Origin of the sequence: Pseudomonas extremorientalis (assembly GCF_024584605.1) — a bacterium.
Taxonomy (GTDB): domain Bacteria; phylum Pseudomonadota; class Gammaproteobacteria; order Pseudomonadales; family Pseudomonadaceae; genus Aquipseudomonas; species Aquipseudomonas extremorientalis.
The window spans coordinates 5,783,097-5,800,514 of record NZ_CP089519.1; the positions used below are offsets into that span (position 1 = coordinate 5,783,097).

Annotated in this window: 12 protein-coding genes and 1 tRNA gene; 11 read left to right on the forward strand and 2 right to left on the reverse strand. The window is 60.8% G+C overall.

The features are described 5' to 3' along the window. Nucleotides 1-43 precede the first annotated feature (43 nt). The gene (gene plsY / locus LUU92_RS26295; RefSeq protein ID WP_038843023.1) at nucleotides 44-613 is read left to right on the forward strand and encodes a glycerol-3-phosphate 1-O-acyltransferase PlsY; all 570 of its coding nucleotides are present in this window, start codon (nucleotides 44-46) and stop codon (nucleotides 611-613) included. 24 nt (nucleotides 614-637) lie between these two features. On the opposite strand, the gene tsaD is transcribed toward plsY, so the two are convergent. Continuing rightward, nucleotides 638-1,663, reverse strand: a complete 1,026-nt coding sequence (gene tsaD, locus LUU92_RS26300) for a tRNA (adenosine(37)-N6)-threonylcarbamoyltransferase complex transferase subunit TsaD (protein ID WP_257102846.1) — start codon at nucleotides 1,661-1,663, stop codon at nucleotides 638-640. A gap of 202 nt (nucleotides 1,664-1,865) precedes the next feature. On the opposite strand from tsaD, the gene rpsU reads away from it, so the two are divergent. From rpsU to LUU92_RS26325, 5 genes are all read left to right on the forward strand, one after another. Beyond that, nucleotides 1,866-2,081, forward strand: a complete 216-nt coding sequence (gene rpsU / locus LUU92_RS26305; protein ID WP_002551877.1) for a 30S ribosomal protein S21 — start codon at nucleotides 1,866-1,868, stop codon at nucleotides 2,079-2,081. 445 nt (nucleotides 2,082-2,526) lie between these two features. After that, complete coding sequence (gene dnaG, locus LUU92_RS26310) at nucleotides 2,527-4,500, forward strand: DNA primase (protein ID WP_071490245.1); 1,974 nt, start codon at nucleotides 2,527-2,529, stop codon at nucleotides 4,498-4,500. Between the two features lie 67 nt (nucleotides 4,501-4,567). Next, nucleotides 4,568-6,418, forward strand: a complete 1,851-nt coding sequence (gene rpoD / locus LUU92_RS26315; RefSeq protein WP_071490246.1) for an RNA polymerase sigma factor RpoD — start codon at nucleotides 4,568-4,570, stop codon at nucleotides 6,416-6,418. A gap of 121 nt (nucleotides 6,419-6,539) precedes the next feature. Next, nucleotides 6,540-10,283, forward strand: coding sequence for an EAL domain-containing protein (locus tag LUU92_RS26320; RefSeq protein ID WP_257102847.1), 3,744 nt, complete (start codon nucleotides 6,540-6,542; stop codon nucleotides 10,281-10,283). Between the two features lie 16 nt (nucleotides 10,284-10,299). After that, nucleotides 10,300-10,376 (forward strand) — tRNA-Ile (locus LUU92_RS26325). Between the two features lie 44 nt (nucleotides 10,377-10,420). Here the strand turns inward: LUU92_RS26325 and LUU92_RS26330 are convergent. After that, nucleotides 10,421-10,846 carry a VOC family protein gene (locus LUU92_RS26330; RefSeq protein WP_257102848.1) on the reverse strand — a complete coding sequence of 142 codons (426 nt, stop codon included), beginning with the start codon at nucleotides 10,844-10,846 and terminating at the stop codon, nucleotides 10,421-10,423. 112 nt (nucleotides 10,847-10,958) lie between these two features. On the opposite strand from LUU92_RS26330, the gene LUU92_RS26335 reads away from it, so the two are divergent. The 5 genes from LUU92_RS26335 to pqqF all read left to right on the forward strand — a co-directional run bounded on the left by LUU92_RS26335 (nucleotide 10,959) and on the right by pqqF (nucleotide 17,364). After that, nucleotides 10,959-11,828 (forward strand): LysR family transcriptional regulator, encoded by an 870-nt coding sequence (locus tag LUU92_RS26335; protein WP_257102849.1) that lies wholly within the window; start codon nucleotides 10,959-10,961, stop codon nucleotides 11,826-11,828. Between the two features lie 37 nt (nucleotides 11,829-11,865). After that, complete coding sequence (locus tag LUU92_RS26340; protein ID WP_010206997.1) at nucleotides 11,866-12,312, forward strand: Lrp/AsnC family transcriptional regulator; 447 nt, start codon at nucleotides 11,866-11,868, stop codon at nucleotides 12,310-12,312. A gap of 167 nt (nucleotides 12,313-12,479) precedes the next feature. Then, nucleotides 12,480-14,162, forward strand: a complete 1,683-nt coding sequence (locus LUU92_RS26345; RefSeq protein WP_071490480.1) for a flavin monoamine oxidase family protein — start codon at nucleotides 12,480-12,482, stop codon at nucleotides 14,160-14,162. Between the two features lie 10 nt (nucleotides 14,163-14,172). After that, nucleotides 14,173-14,967 (forward strand): carbon-nitrogen hydrolase family protein, encoded by a 795-nt coding sequence (locus tag LUU92_RS26350; protein ID WP_093120830.1) that lies wholly within the window; start codon nucleotides 14,173-14,175, stop codon nucleotides 14,965-14,967. A gap of 48 nt (nucleotides 14,968-15,015) precedes the next feature. After that, nucleotides 15,016-17,364, forward strand: a complete 2,349-nt coding sequence (gene pqqF, locus LUU92_RS26355; protein WP_257102850.1) for a pyrroloquinoline quinone biosynthesis protein PqqF — start codon at nucleotides 15,016-15,018, stop codon at nucleotides 17,362-17,364. Nucleotides 17,365-17,418: the final 54 nt, after the last annotated feature.

Sequence of the window (17,418 nt, forward strand, 5' to 3'; positions counted from 1 at the left end):
ATGCCCCGTTAGAATCAGGGCGTCCTCGCCCGGAATAGTTAGCATGTTTTGGTCACTGGCGATCTTCGCCTACCTGCTCGGCTCGCTGTCCTTCGCCATTTTGCTCAGCCGCCTGACGGGAAATCCCGATCCGCGAATGAGTGGCTCAGGCAATGCCGGCGCCACCAATATGTTGCGCCTGGCCGGCAAGAAACTCGCCGTACTGACGCTACTGGGCGATCTGTGCAAGGGCTTGTTGCCCGTGCTGATCGCCAGCCTCGCCGGCCTGCCCCTGCAACAACAGGCCTGGATCGGCGTCTGCGCGGTCCTGGGCCATCTGTTTCCGCTGTACTTCCGCTTTCGTGGCGGCAAAGGCGTCGCCACGGCGGCCGGCATGTTGCTGGGGATCTACCCACCGGCAGCATTACTGGCTGTACTTGCCTGGCTGTTGACGTTCTACCTGACCCGCACCAGCTCACTCGCCGCACTGATCGCCACCCCGCTCACCCTGCCGCTACTGGCTTGGCAAGAACCGGCGGCGCTGCTGCCGATGAGCGTGCTGACACTGCTGATCGTCTGGCGCCACCGTGGCAATTTACGCGACCTGTTTGCCGGGCGCGAACGGCATTTTTAAATACCGTCAATTCAGGTTGCGGTGTTACAGCGGCGACAACTGCTCCATCGGCCAACGCGCCTGCACACTGATCGCCAGGTTTTCATGCTGCCCGGCCTGCAGGCGCTGGCAACCGGCGTAGGCGATCATCGCGCCGTTGTCGGTGCAGAACTCCGGACGTGCGTAGAACACATCGCCCTTCATATCGCTGAGCATTTTTTCCAGCGAAGTGCGCAAAGCCTTGTTGGCACTGACGCCGCCGGCAATCACCAGGCGCTTCATGCCCGCCTGTTTCAGGGCGCGCTTGCACTTGATGGTCAAAGTCTCCACCACGGCCTGCTGGAACGCCAGCGCGATGTCGCAACGGGCTTGCTCACTGTCGTCCCCGGCGCTGACGCTCTGCTGCCAGGTGTTCAGCGCGGAGGTTTTCAAGCCGCTGAAGCTGAACATCAGGCCTGGGCGATCACACATCGGGCGCGGGAAGGTGTAGCGACATGCAACACCCTTTTCGGCGAGGCGTGCGATTTCCGGGCCACCCGGATAATTGAGGCCCATCATCTTCGCGGTCTTGTCGAACGCCTCACCGGCGGCGTCATCCAGGGATTCACCCAAAAGGGTGTATTGGCCAATGCCATCCACCTGAACCAACTGCGTATGGCCGCCCGAAACCAACAAAGCGACGAACGGGAACTGTGGCGGGGTTTTCTCCAGCATCGGAGCCAACAAATGGCCTTCCATATGGTGCACGCCGAGCGCCGGAATGCCCCAGGCAAACGCCAGCGCCTGGGCGCAAGAGGCCCCAACCAGCAGGGCCCCGACCAATCCGGGGCCGGCCGTGTAGGCGATAGCGTCGATCTCGGTCGGCACGCAGCCGGCCTCGTCCAGCACCTGGCGGATCAGGGGCAGCATGCGCTTGACGTGATCACGGCTGGCCAGCTCCGGCACCACGCCGCCATAGGCACGGTGCAGGTCGATCTGGCTGAACAGCGCATCGGCCAGGAGCCCGCGTTCACTGTCGTAAAGTGCGACACCGGTTTCGTCGCAGGAGGTTTCAAGTCCCAGTACTAGCATGGGTTTGCGCCTTGTAGAGGCTGAATTCGAAGGCGCGCATAATAGTCGCCACTCCCCCTCCCGACTAGCGGTTTTCGATCAGAGGCTTTGCATTCCGGGCAATGAGGGGTTAACATCCGCAACCCTTAAAAACCGACGACCTCAGCCGCGAATTTTTTGCGACGAGAACGTTGATCCCGGTAATGAAAGAAGGTAGCTCTGGATGCCAGCCGTCAAAGTTAAAGAGAACGAACCCTTCGACGTAGCTCTGCGTCGTTTCAAGCGCTCCTGCGAAAAAGCCGGTGTACTGGCTGAAGTTCGTAGCCGCGAATTTTACGAGAAGCCAACTTCTGAGCGTAAGCGTAAAGCAGCAGCCGCTGTTAAGCGTCACGCCAAGAAAGTTCAGCGCGAACAGCGCCGCGCCGTTCGTCTGTACTAATACACAGACGTTCGTAGCAAGCTTCTGCCAAGCCCGGCCCTCAGCCGGGCTAATGGCATTTGCGGATATCGCTTGATGCTTCACCGTTGACGCCGCACATGCGACCGAGACAACTGCTTCACACGTCAGGACTGGCTCTTTTGCCAGCGGTGCACGTCTCTTCTGACGAGCCTATCAAGGCTACTGACGAGCACACTCATTCTGTAAACAGCCGACCAACCGTGTCGACTGCGCCCAACGAGGCGTTTCCGAGGCCCGTCACCGGCCAAGACCGGGCGCCGGGGCAACATTTCCACACCGAAGACTGATCAGAAACTAACGTCAGTGAATATTCGGCAGATACACTTCCGTACACCCCATGCAGTCGCTGGATGCTCGAGCACTCGATACGTGCGCTTGAACACCTCACGGGCCCTCATTTACACGCAGTGATGACGAGAACGCCATGGCCGGGCTGATTCCCCAGAGCTTTATTGACGACCTTCTGAACCGCACCGACATCGTCGATGTGGTCAGCTCGCGCGTGCAAATGAAGAAGGCCGGCAAGAACTACACCGCTTGCTGCCCGTTCCATAAGGAAAAGACTCCGTCGTTCAGCGTCAGCCCGGACAAGCAGTTCTACTACTGCTTTGGCTGCGGCGCGGGCGGCAATGCCCTCGGCTTCATCATGGACCACGACAACCTGGACTTCCCCCAGGCCGTCGAGGAACTGGCAAAAGCCGCCGGCATGGAAATCCCTCGCGAAGAAAGCGGCCGCCCGCACAAACCGCGGCAACCCACCGATTCGCCGCTGTACCCGCTGCTGACCGCCGCTGCCGACTTCTACCGTCAGGCGCTTAAAAGCCATCCGCAGCGCAAGGCCGCCGTCGACTACCTCAAGGGACGCGGCCTCACCGGCGAAATCGCCCGCGACTTCGGCCTGGGGTTCGCCCCGCCCGGCTGGGACAACCTGTACAAGCACCTGAGCAGTGACACCCTCCAGCAAAAAGCCATGATCGACGCCGGCCTGCTGGTGGAGAACGCCGAGACCGGCAAACGCTATGACCGCTTCCGCGACCGCGTGATGTTCCCGATCCGCGACAGCCGCGGCCGCATCATCGCCTTTGGTGGCCGGGTGCTGGGAGACGACAAGCCCAAGTACCTGAACTCCCCGGAAACCCCGGTGTTCCACAAAGGCCAGGAACTCTACGGCCTGTTCGAGGCGCGCAAGAACAACCGCAACCTCGACGAGATCATCGTGGTTGAAGGCTATATGGACGTGATTGCGCTCGCCCAACAAGGCTTGCGCAACGCGGTCGCCACCCTGGGCACCGCCACCAGCGAAGAACACATGAAACGCCTGTTTCGCGTGGTGCCCAGCGTGCTGTTCTGCTTCGACGGCGACCAGGCTGGCCGCAATGCCGCATGGCGCGCGCTCGAAGCCACGCTGTCGAGCCTGCAGGATGGACGCCGTGCGCGCTTCCTGTTCCTGCCCGAAGGCGAAGACCCGGACACCCTGGTGCGCTCCGAAGGCACCGACGCATTTCGCGCGCGCATCAATCAACATGCGCAGCCGTTGGCCGACTACTTCTTCCAGCAACTGACCGAAGAAGCAGATCCACGCTCCCTCGAAGGCAAGGCCCACATGGCTACCCTCGCGGCACCGTTGATTGATAAGGTCCCAGGCGCCAACCTGAAGTCCCTGATGCGCATGCGCCTGCTGGAAATCACTGGGCTCAGTGGCGAAGCCGTCAGCCAGCTGGTGCATAACGCACCGCATGACGCAGCGCCACCGGCCTACGACCCAGGCATGGATTACGACGCCATGCCGGACTACTCCGACTTCCACCAACCCCAGGAGGCCTACGCGCCCCAACAGGAATGGACGCCGAAGAAACCCGGTGCCGGCGGCAAGAAATGGGACAAGAAACCCTGGAGCAAGAACGGCAAGCGCGGTGACGGCGATGAGGCCTACGCCCCGCGCACCCCGGTTGCCGTGGAAGCGCCGACGCTGATTGCCCTGCGCACGCTCATCCACCACCCGCATCTGGCGGAGAAGGTCGAGAGCGCCGATCACTTTGCCAACGAGAGCAACACCTACGCCCAGGTACTGATCGCCCTGATCGAGGCGGTACAGAAAAATCCTAAGCTAAACTCAATTCAATTGATGGCTCGCTGGCATGGCACCGAACAAGGCCGCTTGCTCAAAGCGCTCGCGGAAAAGGAGTGGCTAATTGACGGTGACAACCTTGAACAACAGTTTTTAGACACCATTACTAGGTTATCTGCGGGTCAGCACACGCAGACCCTCGATGAACTCATCAAGAGAGCAAGGCAGCCGGGATTGTCGGCTGAAGAGCAAATTCAGATAGCAAAACAGATGCGCGACCTCTTAAAACAGAATGTTTCCGCATCAAACCCGACCTCAGCTGGCGTGTGAGGTCATAGCTCGGGTATAATCCTCGGCTTGTTTTTTGCCCGCCAAGACCTTCAGTGGATAGGGTGTTATGTCCGGAAAAGCGCAACAGCAGTCACGTATCAAAGAGTTGATCGTTCTCGGTCGTGAGCAGGGTTACCTGACTTACGCGGAGGTCAACGACCACCTGCCTGAGGATATTTCAGATCCAGAGCAGGTGGAAGACATCATCCGCATGATTAACGACATGGGGATCAACGTATTCGAAGCTGCGCCAGATAAGGATTCCCTTATGCTGGCGGACGCCGATACCGACGAGGCTGCCGCAGAAGAAGCGGCTGCCGCGCTGGCTGCTGTGGAGACCGATATCGGTCGTACCACCGACCCTGTGCGCATGTATATGCGTGAAATGGGTACCGTCGAGCTGCTGACACGCGAAGGCGAAATCGAAATCGCCAAGCGTATCGAAGAGGGTATCCGTGAAGTGATGGGCGCAATCGCGCACTTCCCAGGCACGGTTGACCACATTCTCTCCGAGTACACCCGCGTCACCACCGAAGGTGGTCGCCTGTCCGACGTCCTGAGCGGTTATATCGACCCGGATGACGGCATTGCGCCGCCTGCCGCCGAAGTACCGCCGCCTGTCGATGCCAAGGCTGCGAAAGCGGACGACGATTCCGAAGACGACGACGCTGAAGCCAGCGGCGACGATGAAGACGAAGTCGAAAGCGGTCCGGACCCGATCATCGCTGCCCAGCGTTTCGGTGCGGTTTCCGATCAAATGGAAATCACCCGCAAGGCCCTGAAAAAGCACGGTCGCGCCAACAAGCAGGCAATTGCCGAGTTGGTGGCCCTGGCAGAGCTGTTCATGCCGATCAAGCTGGTGCCGAAGCAATTCGAAGGCCTGGTTGAGCGTGTTCGAAGTGCCCTGGAGCGTCTGCGTGCCCAAGAGCGCGCAATCATGCAACTGTGCGTGCGTGATGCCCGCATGCCGCGTGCCGACTTCCTGCGCCAGTTCCCGGGCAACGAAGTAGACGAAAGCTGGACCGACGCACTGGCCAAAGGCAAGGCGAAATACGCTGAAGCCATCGGTCGCCTGCAGCCGGACATCATCCGTTGCCAGCAGAAGCTGACTGCGCTTGAGACCGAAACCGGTCTGACGATAGCCGAGATCAAGGACATCAACCGTCGCATGTCGATCGGCGAGGCCAAGGCCCGCCGCGCGAAGAAAGAGATGGTTGAAGCCAACCTGCGTCTGGTGATCTCCATCGCGAAGAAGTACACCAACCGTGGCCTGCAATTCCTCGACCTGATCCAGGAAGGCAACATCGGCTTGATGAAGGCTGTGGACAAGTTCGAATACCGTCGCGGCTACAAGTTCTCGACTTATGCCACCTGGTGGATCCGTCAGGCGATCACTCGCTCGATCGCCGACCAGGCCCGCACCATCCGTATTCCGGTGCACATGATCGAGACGATCAACAAGCTCAACCGTATTTCCCGGCAGATGTTGCAGGAAATGGGTCGCGAACCGACCCCGGAAGAGCTGGGCGAACGCATGGAAATGCCTGAGGATAAAATCCGTAAGGTATTGAAGATCGCTAAAGAGCCGATCTCCATGGAAACCCCGATCGGTGATGACGAAGACTCCCACTTGGGTGACTTCATCGAAGACTCGACCATGCAGTCGCCAATCGATGTCGCCACCGTTGAGAGTCTTAAAGAAGCGACTCGCGACGTACTGTCCGGCCTCACTGCCCGTGAAGCCAAGGTACTGCGCATGCGTTTCGGCATCGACATGAATACCGACCACACCCTTGAGGAAGTCGGTAAGCAGTTTGACGTGACCCGCGAGCGGATCCGTCAGATCGAAGCCAAGGCGCTGCGCAAGTTGCGCCACCCGACGCGAAGCGAGCATCTGCGCTCCTTCCTCGACGAGTGACACCAGAACCCCCGGCCCAGGCCGGGGGTTTTGTTTTGTATAGATAAAATCCCTCGCAACGCCCCTCCCCCGCAATGCCCGTCTACACTCGAAACATTCCCCGTGCCATAACGAGACCGTTATGCCCAGATTGCCGACTGTGTTACTGCTGTCGCTGCTGACCTGGACCGCAACGGCTGGCGCGTTGACTCTCACTGATGATGAGCGTGGCTGGTTGGCGGACCATCAGGAGCTGCGCCTGGGGGTGGACGCGTCATGGCCACCCTTTGAGTACCGTGACGAAGAAGGTCGCTACCAAGGTTTGGCGGCGGATTACGTGCGCCTGATCCAGGATCGCCTGGGCATACGGGTCAAGCTGATCGAACCGGTGAACTGGAGCGCGGTGCTGGAGCTGGCCCGCAACAACCAGCTCGACCTGCTGCCCGGCATCATGTCCACACCCGAACGCCAGGGCTACATGGCGTTCACTCGCCCGTACCTGGATTTCCCCATCGTCATCCTGGCCCACGAAGGCGGGGCCAGACCGCGCAACCTGAAGGATCTCTACGGGCTGAAGATTGCCGTGGTGGAAAACTACGCGCCCCATGAACTGCTGCGCACGCACCATCCCGACCTCAACCTGGTGGCCATGCCGAATGTGAGTTCGACGCTGCAAGCCTTGGCCACGGACGAAGTGGATGCGGTCGTCGGCGACCTCGCCTCAAGCGTCTGGAGCCTGCGCCAACTCAAGCTCGACGGTTTGTACGTCAGCGGCGAAACGCCCTACCGCTATCAGTTGGCGATGGGCGTACCACGCGACAACAAAATGCTGGTGGGCATCCTCGACAAGGTACTGGCCGACCTTGGCCCGCAGGAAACCGACGCGATCCAGCAACATTGGGTCGGCAGCTTTACCGACCATCGCACCTTCTGGACCGACTTGCTGACTTACGGCCTGCCCGCCGTGTTGCTGCTGAGCACCGTACTGGCCGTGGTAATCCGGATCAATCGCCGGCTCAGTTCGGAAATCTCCCGCCGCGTAGCCCTCGAACAGGAACTGCGCAGCAGCGAGTACCACTATCGCGGCCTGGTGGAGAGCTTGTCCGCGATTGCCTGGGAAGCCAGCGTCACCGACTTCACCTACAGCTATGTATCACCCCACGCTGAGGAACTGTTGGGTTACCCACGGGCCCACTGGCTGATTCCGGGCTTCTGGCGCAACATCATTCACCCCGCCGACCTGATTCGCACCGAATCCTACTGCCAACGCGAAACCCGCGCCAACCGTGACCACAGCGTTGATTACCGGGTCATCACCGCTGACAACCGTTGCTTGTGGGTGCGTGATATCGTCAGCCTGATCGAGCACGGCCATGAGCCCGTGCTGCGCGGCTTGATGATCGACATCAGTGAGGCAAAGCGCACCGAAGAGGCCCTGCAACTGTCTGAGCAGAAGTTCGCCTCGGTGTTCCAGCAATGCCCGGACATCCTGGTGATTGCACGGCTGTCCGACGGCTGCCTGCTGGAGGTGAACAAAGCGTTCGAGGACCAGGTCGGGCTGACAGCCGAACATGTCGTGGGTAAAACCGCTACCGAGCTGAACATCTGGGGCATCCAGGGCGCAGGCCCCGATCTGCTGCAGCGGTTGCAGACCACCAGCATCCGCAACCTGGAAATGCCCTTCCTGCGCAGCAATGGCCAGGCCTTCACCGGTCTGATTTCCGCCGAACCGTTTCAACTCGACACTACAGAGGCCATCGTGGTGGTGGTGCGCGACATCACCCAACTCAAGGAAACCCAGCAACAGCTGCAAACCTCCGAGGAGAAATTCGCCAAGGCCTTCCACGCCTCCCCCGACGGCTTGCTGTTGAGCCGCCAGCGCGATGGCCTGCTGATAGAAGTGAACGATGGTTTCAGCCGGATCACAGGTTTCAACAGCGCCGCCTCCGTCGATCAGTCCACCTTGGACCTGGGCATCTGGGTCGACCTCAACGAACGCAAACACATGCTCGAACTGATGCAGCGCGATGGCTTTGTGCGCGACTTCATCTGCCACATACGCCGCAGCGATGGTCAGATTCGCTTGTGCGAGCTATCCAGCCGCCCACTGCCGATTGGCGATGACGACTGCATGCTGACCATCGCCCGAGACATCACCGAACGCCAACTGATGCAGGAAAAACTGCAACAAGCTGCCACCGTGTTCGAGAGCACAGCCGAAGGTGTGTTGATCACCGACACCCGGCAGAACATCAGCGCCGTCAACCGTGCCTTCAGTGAAATCACCGGCTACAGCGAGGCCGAAGCCCTCGGCAATACCCCGCGCCTACTCGCTTCCGGGCTGCATGACAGCGCGTTTTATGCGGCGATGTGGCATCAATTGACCGCCCACGGACATTGGCAAGGCGAGATTTCCAACCGTCGCAAGAACGGCGAGTTGTACCCCAGTTGGCTGACCATCAGTGCCGTGCGCAACCGCGACCAGTTGATCACGCACTTCGTCGCGGTGTTCGCCGACATCTCCAGCCTCAAACTGGCCCAGGCCCGCCTCGACTACCAGGCGCATCACGACCCATTGACCGGCCTGCCCAACCGCACGCTGTTCGAAAGCCGACTGCAGGCCGCCCTCAACGGTCACCAGGAAACCGGCAAACAGGGCGCCGTGCTGTTTCTTGACCTGGACCGCTTCAAACACATCAACGACAGCCTCGGCCATCCGATCGGCGACCTGCTGCTCAAAGACATCGCCGTCCGCCTCAAGGAACAACTGCGCGACATCGACACCGTGGCACGCCTCGGCGGCGACGAATTCATCATCCTGCTCCCAGGCCTGCAACACGCGAGTGACGCCGAATACCTGGCGAATAAGCTGTTGGCCTGCTTTACACCGCCGTTCCAGGCCGGCGAGCACGAGTTCTTTATCAGCGCCAGCATCGGCACCAGCCTGTACCCGCAGGACGGCACCGACGTCGCCACCCTGGTCAAGAATGCCGACGCCGCGATGTATCGCTCCAAGGCCAAGGGGCGCAACCGGGTCGAAAGCTACACCCGCGACCTCACCGCCCAGGCCAACGAGCGCGTGGCGCTGGAACATGAACTGCGCCGCGCCATCGAGCGCAACGAACTGACCCTGTACTACCAGCCGAAACGGAGCCTGATCACCCAGGAACTGATCGGTGCCGAAGCATTGATCCGCTGGCATCACCCCACGTTTGGCGACGTACCGCCCGAACACTTCATCGCCCTCGCCGAAGAGAACGGCATGATCCTGCAGATCGGTGATTGGGTGCTGGAACAGGCCTGCCGACAACTGCACGCCTGGCAAGGCACCTTCGACGAGTTCGGCCCACTGTCGGTGAACCTGGCCGGCGCCCAACTGCGTCACCCCGGCTTGCTGGCGCGCATCGAACAGCTATTGCGCGACTACCAACTCGACCCGGGCTGCCTGCAACTGGAGATCACCGAAAACTTCATCATGAGCCAGGCCGAAGAAGCGCTGGAGGTGCTGCACCAACTCAAAGACCTCGGCGTACAACTGGCAATCGATGACTTCGGTACCGGCTACTCCTCCCTCAGCTACCTCAAGCGCCTGCCCCTGGATTACCTGAAGATCGACCAATCCTTCGTCCGCGGCCTGCCCGACGACCCCCACGACGCCGCCATCGTGCGCGCCATCATCGCCCTGGGCCACAGCATGCAATTCACCATCATCGCCGAAGGCGTGGAGAACCCCGCACAGCAGGCCTTCCTCGCTGCGGAAGGCTGCGAACAGATGCAAGGCTACATCGTCAGCCTGCCGCTACCGCCGGAGCTTTTTGCTGCTACGTTTCTTCGTATAAGCATTGAGGATTTTTCGGATGGCACAGCGGGGAAACCATCGTTATAATCCGCGACCTGTTACAGGGCCTATAGCTCAGTTGGTTAGAGCAGTGGACTCATAATCCATTGGTCGTAGGTTCAAGTCCTACTGGGCCCACCAATTCGAAAGCCGCGCATTGCGCGGCTTTCGTGTGTCTGGCCGCCTCACTTCGCAAACAACTGCCCAATATCCTTGAACGCCTTGAACTCCAGCGCGTTCCCACACGGATCAAACAGAAACAACGTCGCCTGCTCCCCCACCTGCCCCTTGAACCGAATATGTGGTTCCAGCACAAACCGAGTTTCCCTGGCCTGCAGCCGCTGCGCCAAGGCGTGCCAATCTTCCCAACCCAGCACCACGCCAAAATGCGGCACGGGTACGTTGTGGCCGTCGACTGCGTTGGTGTGGGCTGATTCCTGGGAGGCGGTCTTGGGGTGTTCGTGGATCACCAGTTGGTGGCCGAAGAAGTTGAAGTCGACCCAATGATCGCTTGAGCGTCCTTCTTCGAGGCCAAAGACGTCACCGTAGAAGTTCCGCGCAGCGGCGAGGTCGTATACCGGGATTGCCAGGTGGAAAGGTGCAAGTGTCATCAGGTCAAACCTCTATGGGCGTTAAGTGCCTCGATTTTAGCCTTGCTGCCAACGATGAAAAGACGATAGTTTTTGCGCCGAGCTCAAATTATTTCGATCAATCGAGACGCCCATGCTGCGTGAACTGAAGACCTTTATCGCAGTAACCCGTCACGGCACATTCGCGGCGGCCGGTATGCATATCGGGCTGACGCAGTCGGCGGTGAGTGCGCAGATTCGTCAGTTGGAGCAGGCGCTCGGTGTGCCGCTGTTCGACCGTACCGGGCGCCAGGCCACGTTGAATGCGGCGGGACTGCGCGCCTTGCCACTGGCGAGAGAGATCCTGGAGACCTTCAACCGCATGGCGGTGCCGGTGGATGCCAATGAGTACCGGGGTGAGTTGAAGGTGGGCGCCATCACCACTGCACAAACCGGTTTGTTGCCCCAGGCACTGGTGCGTTTGCGTCAGGCGGCACCGACGGTGGAGTGCAAGTTGATACCGGGCGTGTCCCTGGAGTTGTTGAGCCAGGTGGACGCCGGTGAGCTGGACTCGGCGATCATCATCCGCCCGCCCTTCGACCTGCCCAAGGAACTGCACGTGCAGGTGCTGCGCAAGGAGCCGTTCGCGCTGATCGTGCCTCACACGTTGGCGGGTGATGACCCGTTGCAGTTGCTGGCGACGCAGCCCCATGTGCGCTATGACCGCACTTCATTTGGCGGTCGCCTGGTCAGCCGATTCCTCAAGGAACATAAACTTGACGTGCAGGTAGCATTGGAGCTGGATGAGCTGGAGGCCATCGTCAAGATGGTCGAGTGCGGCCTGGGTGTATCGCTGATTCCTCAGGCCGGGTTGTGGCTGGAACGCTCGCCCAACGTGCGAATCATCCCATTGGGCAGCCGGACCTTTTACCGCGAAATCATCCTGCTGAGCCGCTACAGTCAACGCCACCTGCCCGTACCGCAACTGTTCACGCGCTGCCTGCTCGCCGACGCCAACCTGTAAGATGCCAACCCATTGCCCGCCTATCGGAGCCCTCGCCTTGCCCGCCCTAGATGAAATCGACCGCCAACTGATCGCCGCCCTGCAGATCAACGCCCGCGAAAGCGTGGCCATGCTAGCCCGGCAGTTGGGCATCGCGCGCACCACGGTGACGTCGCGCCTGGCACGCCTGGAGAAAACCCAGGTGATCACCGGTTATGGCGTGCGCCTTGGGCAACGCGTGGTTGATGGTGGTTTGCAGGCTTACGTCGGGATCACCGTACAAGCGCGCTCGGGCAAGGAAGTGTTGCGCCGGTTGAGTGCCATGGCCCAGGTGCAGCAGTTGTGCGCGGTGAGTGGAGAGTTCGATTACGTGGCTTGGCTGCGCACGGATTCGCCCGAACAGTTGGACCAATTGCTGGACCAGATCGGCAGTGTGGACGGGGTGGAGAAAACCACTACGTCGATCATCCTGAGTAACAAATTGGATCGCGGTCAACCAATCTGATCAAAAGGTTCGTCATTTCGACTAAAAACAGATCAATCCGACGACACATTGCGTCTTATTAACGAACGCTACGCTCCCTAAACTGGCTGCCATCTTTTCCTATACTCAGCGGGTCACGCCCGCCAGGTCGCCAGTAAGGGTCAGCCATGAGCATTCCGTCCAGCACCATCAGCAAGACCAATCGCCACCCCGCCGACGGCAAGAAACCCATCACTATCTTTGGCCCGGACTTTCCGTTCGCCTTCGATGACTGGATCGAACATCCCGCGGGCCTGGGCAGCATCCCCGCCGCCCACCACGGCGCCGAAGTGGCGATCGTCGGCGCCGGCATCGCGGGTCTGGTGGCCGCCTACGAACTGATGAAGCTGGGCCTCAAGCCGGTGGTGTACGAAGCCTCGAAAATGGGCGGCCGCCTGCGCTCTCAGGCCTTTGAAGGCGCCGAAGGTATCATCGCCGAGTTGGGCGGCATGCGCTTTCCGGTGTCGTCGACGGCGTTCTACCACTATGTGGACAAGCTCGGCCTGGAAACCAAACCTTTCCCCAACCCGCTGACCCCGGCCTCCGGCAGCACGGTCATCGACCTTGAAGGCCAGACCCACTACGCGCAAAAGCTCTCCGACTTGCCGGTACTGTTCCAGGAAGTCGCGGACGCCTGGGCCGATGCGCTGGAAGCCGGTTCGCAGTTCGGTGATATCCAGCAGGCCATCCGCGACCGCGACGTGCCGCGCCTCAAGGAGCTGTGGAACAAGCTGGTGCCGCTATGGGACGACCGCACCTTCTACGACTTCGTCGCCACCTCCAAGGCGTTCGCCAAGTTGTCGTTCCTGCACCGTGAAGTCTTCGGCCAGGTGGGTTTCGGCACCGGCGGCTGGGACTCTGACTTCCCCAATTCGATGCTGGAAATCTTCCGCGTGGTGATGACCAACTGCGACGACCACCAACACCTGGTGGTCGGCGGCGTAGCCCAGGTGCCGATGGGCATCTGGCGCCATGTACCGGAGCGCTGCGCCCATTGGCCGGCCGGCACCAGCCTGAGTTCACTGCATCGCGGCGCGCCACGCGCGGGCGTCAAACGTATCGCCCATGCCGCCGATGGCCGTTTTGCCGTCACCGACAACTATGGCGACACCCGCGAATACGCCGCCGTGCTGACCACCTGCCAGAGCTGGCTGCTGACCACCCAGATCGAATGCGACGAAAGCCTGTTCTCGCAAAAAATGTGGATGGCCCTGGACCGCACACGCTACATGCAATCATCGAAAACCTTTGTGATGGTCGACCGCCCGTTCTGGAAGGACAAAGACCCGGAAACCGGCCGTGACCTGATGAGCATGACCCTCACCGACCGCCTGACCCGTGGCACCTACCTGTTCGATAACGGCGACGACAAGCCGGGGGTGATCTGCCTGTCGTACTCGTGGATGAGCGACGCCCTGAAAATGCTGCCGCAGCCCATCGACAAGCGGGTGAAACTTGCCCTCGACGCGCTGAAAAAGATCTACCCGAAAGTCGATATCAAGGCACGCATTATCGGCGATCCAATCACCGTGTCCTGGGAAGCCGACCCGCACTTCCTCGGGGCTTTCAAGGGCGCGTTGCCGGGTCACTATCGCTATAACCAGCGCATGTATGCACACTTCATGCAGAAGGACATGCCCGCCGAACAACGTGGGATTTTTATCGCTGGTGATGATGTGTCCTGGACGCCGGCCTGGGTGGAGGGCGCGGTGCAAACCTCACTGAACGCGGTGTGGGGCATCATGACCCACTTCGGCGGCAGCACTCACCCCGAGAATCCGGGGCCGGGTGATGTGTTCGATGAAATCGGGCCGATTGCCCTGGCGGATTAAGGAGTTGAACATGCGCGTCGCCCTGTACCAATGCCCGCCGCTGCCGCTGGATGTGGCCGGCAACCTCAAGCGCCTGCACCAACTGGCGCACGAGGCATCCGATGCCGATGTACTGGTGCTGCCGGAGATGTTCCTGAGCGGCTACAACATCGGTGCCGAGGCCGTTGGCGCCTTGGCCGAGACGCAGGACGGGCCGTCGGCGCAGGCCATTGCCGAACTGGCCAAAAGCGCCGGGCTGGCGATTCTGTACGGCTACCCTGAGCGGGCCGCAGATGGCCAGATCTACAACGCCGTGCAGTTGATCGACGCCCACGGCCAGCGCCTGTGCAACTACCGCAAGACCCATCTGTTTGGTGATCTGGACCATTCGATGTTCAGCGCCGGTGAGGATGATTTCCCACTGGTAGAACTCAACGGCTGGAAGCTCGGTTTCCTGATCTGCTATGACCTGGAGTTCCCGGAAAACACCCGGCGCCTGGCCCTGGCTGGCGCTGAGCTGATCCTGGTGCCCACTGCCAACATGGTGCCGTTCGATTTTGTCGCCGATGTCACCGTGCGGGCGCGGGCCTTTGAAAACCAGTGTTATGTGGCCTACGCCAATTACTGCGGGCATGAAGGCGAGATCCAGTACTGCGGGCAGAGCAGCATTGCTGCACCGAATGGCCAGCGTATTGCCCAGGCCGGCCTGGACGAAGCGCTGATCGTCGGGGAGTTGGAGCGCCAATCGCTCCTCGACGCCCGCAGTGCCAATCACTACCTGCAAGATCGCCGCCCCGAGTTGTACGGCGCGCTGCACAAGCCCTGATCCAGCCGGTTTGCTAGCATAGGCGCATTCTCTGTTTCGGAAGTGCCCATGCCTGCGCCGGCCCACCCTCATTACCTTCACCTGACCCTGGCCAATGGCTTGCGGGTTTCCTTGCGTCACGCCCCACGGTTAAAGCGTTGCGCGGCCGTGCTGAGGGTGGCGGCCGGCAGCCACGACGTGCCATTGGCATGGCCGGGACTGGCGCATTTCCTGGAGCATTTGCTGTTCCTCGGGACCGAGCGTTTTCCCACAAGCGAAGGGTTGATGGCCTACGTGCAACGCCATGGAGGCCAGGTCAATGCCAGCACCCGCGAGCGCACTACGGACTTTTTCTTTGAACTGCCGGCTGCCACGTTTGCCGGGGGCCTGGAGCGCTTGGCCGACATGCTGACCCATCCGCGCCTGGCGCTGGAGGACCAACTGCGTGAGCGCGAGGTGCTGCACGCGGAGTTTATCGCCTGGTCCCAGGATGCAACGGCACAACAGCAAGTGGCACTACTGGAAGGCCTGGCGTCGGATCATCCGCTGCGGGGTTTCCATGCGGGCAACCGCGACAGCCTGCCAGTAGAGCATGAGACATTTCAGCAAGCCCTGCGGGAATTTCATACGCAGTTCTATCAGAGTGGGCAGATGACCTTGAGCCTGGCCGGCCCACAATCGCTGGAGGCACTGGAAGGCTTGGCACAGCGGTTCAGTGAGCACCTGATCTCAGGACTTCCACGTGTGCAATCCGCGCCACCGGCCTTGATGCAGGGGCAAGCCCAGCGCTATCGGCACATCGCCAATGATCACCTGCATCAGGTCATCACGTGCAATGCCCCCCGGGAAGCACTGGCATTCCTCTGCACCTGGCTTAACGCTTCGGCACCCGGTGGCTTGCTGGCGGAGCTGAAAGCGCAGCAACTGGCGAGCGCACTGCAGGCGTCGGTGCTGTATCACTTCGCTGGGCAAGCGGTGCTGGCTATCGACTTTACACTCAGTGGTCCCGCTGAATCGGCGACACACGTCGAGGCGTTGCTGTACGACTGGCTGGCCTTTTTCGCACATAGCGACTGGACGGCGTTGCGCGAAGAATTCGCACTGCTGGCCGTTCGCCAACAACAGACCCAAGGCGCTCTGGCCTTGGCCCGAAACGACAACCAAGGCCTGTCGGAACTGGATGTCGCCGCCCTCAAGGCCATGCTGGATTCGCTGCACCTGCCGCCCTCTACACTCACTTGGCAGTTGCCGCCGAACAACCCCTTCCTGCGTCCGCCGGTCAAGGAAGAACGCGCCGGCCTGATCCGCGGCCAGACCAGCGCCCACCGAGGCTTGCGCACGTTTGCCCAGGATCGCTCCAGAGGGCGTCGTGATGCATCGGCGTTGACCTTCAGCCAGGCATTGGCGGACGACAGCAACGAAGGAGCATTGTATCTGCAATGGCAATCAGCTCCGCCACACCCGGAAAACGCGTTGCAGTCGTTGCGCGACGATGCCCGCCAGGCGGGTGTCGAAGTGTCGTTCGAAAACCTGGGCAGTCACTGGCTGGTGAAAATGGTCGGGCTACAGGAGCCGATCCCAGCAGTTCTGGAAGTGCTGGCGCAACGCCTGGGCGATCCGCAAGAGGCACAAGCCGCCGCGCCGCCCATGATCGCTATCCGCGAATTGCTCAAGACGCTGCCCGCTTGCTGCACCTCGACCACGTCCGAACCAGCCTCGTGGGACTCCGCACGTTGGCACGGCCTGGGGCTGGGTTTCTCTACCTCCCATGAAGCCTTGATCAAAACTGCTGCGGCCCGCCTGCCGGGGCAACCCGCGAGCCTCAATCACGTCGCGCCATCCCTGAGCGGCCAACGTATCTGGCATGAGGTGCAAACCGACTCAAACGAAGCCGCGTTGCTGCTGTTTTGTCCAACGCCAAGCCAATCCTTGGCGGACGAAGCCGCATGGCGACTACTCGGCCATCTGCTCCAGGCGCCGTTCTACCAACGCCTGCGGGTAGAGCTGCAAATCGGCTACGCCGTGTTCAGCAGCATCCGACAGATAAACGGCCAGACCGGCCTGCTGTTCGGTGTGCAATCCCCTGGCCTGTCCCTGTCGGGCATCGTCGATCACCTGAACACCTTCCTCAAGCAACTGCCGGCGCTGATCGACCGCAGCGACGACCTGGGCAACCTGGCGTTGGCCGAGCAGTTCTGCGCACGGACGCTGCCCAACGCCCAAGCCGCCGAACTGCTGTGGCATGCCCATCTGGCGGGCCATCCGTCGGACTACCTGGTTCAACTTCAAGCCCGGATCCAAACCTGTACCCGCGAAACATTGCAGCATGCCGCGCAACAATTAAACGACGCCGCAGGCGGCTGGCGCTGCATCGCCAACGGCCCGCGCATCTCGACTGCGTGGCAAGCGGCAGGGTGATCATTGCCGCCCCTGCAAAAGGCTTTCTCCCTCAAGACAGCGCTAACTTGAAAA

Excerpts from the sequence above, each read along its gene's own strand:
- tsaD (WP_257102846.1), bottom strand. The coding sequence starts at position 1,663 with ATGCTAGTACTGGGACTTGAAACCTCCTGCGACGAAACCGGTGTCGCA.
- plsY (WP_038843023.1), top strand. The coding sequence starts at position 44 with ATGTTTTGGTCACTGGCGATCTTCGCCTACCTGCTCGGCTCGCTGTCC.
- rpoD (WP_071490246.1), top strand. The coding sequence starts at position 4,568 with ATGTCCGGAAAAGCGCAACAGCAGTCACGTATCAAAGAGTTGATCGTT.
- LUU92_RS26320 (WP_257102847.1), top strand. The coding sequence starts at position 6,540 with ATGCCCAGATTGCCGACTGTGTTACTGCTGTCGCTGCTGACCTGGACC.
- dnaG (WP_071490245.1), top strand. The coding sequence starts at position 2,527 with ATGGCCGGGCTGATTCCCCAGAGCTTTATTGACGACCTTCTGAACCGC.
- LUU92_RS26350 (WP_093120830.1), top strand. The coding sequence starts at position 14,173 with ATGCGCGTCGCCCTGTACCAATGCCCGCCGCTGCCGCTGGATGTGGCC.
- pqqF (WP_257102850.1), top strand. The coding sequence starts at position 15,016 with ATGCCTGCGCCGGCCCACCCTCATTACCTTCACCTGACCCTGGCCAAT.
- LUU92_RS26330 (WP_257102848.1), bottom strand. The coding sequence starts at position 10,846 with ATGACACTTGCACCTTTCCACCTGGCAATCCCGGTATACGACCTCGCC.
- rpsU (WP_002551877.1), top strand. The coding sequence starts at position 1,866 with ATGCCAGCCGTCAAAGTTAAAGAGAACGAACCCTTCGACGTAGCTCTG.
- LUU92_RS26335 (WP_257102849.1), top strand. The coding sequence starts at position 10,959 with ATGCTGCGTGAACTGAAGACCTTTATCGCAGTAACCCGTCACGGCACA.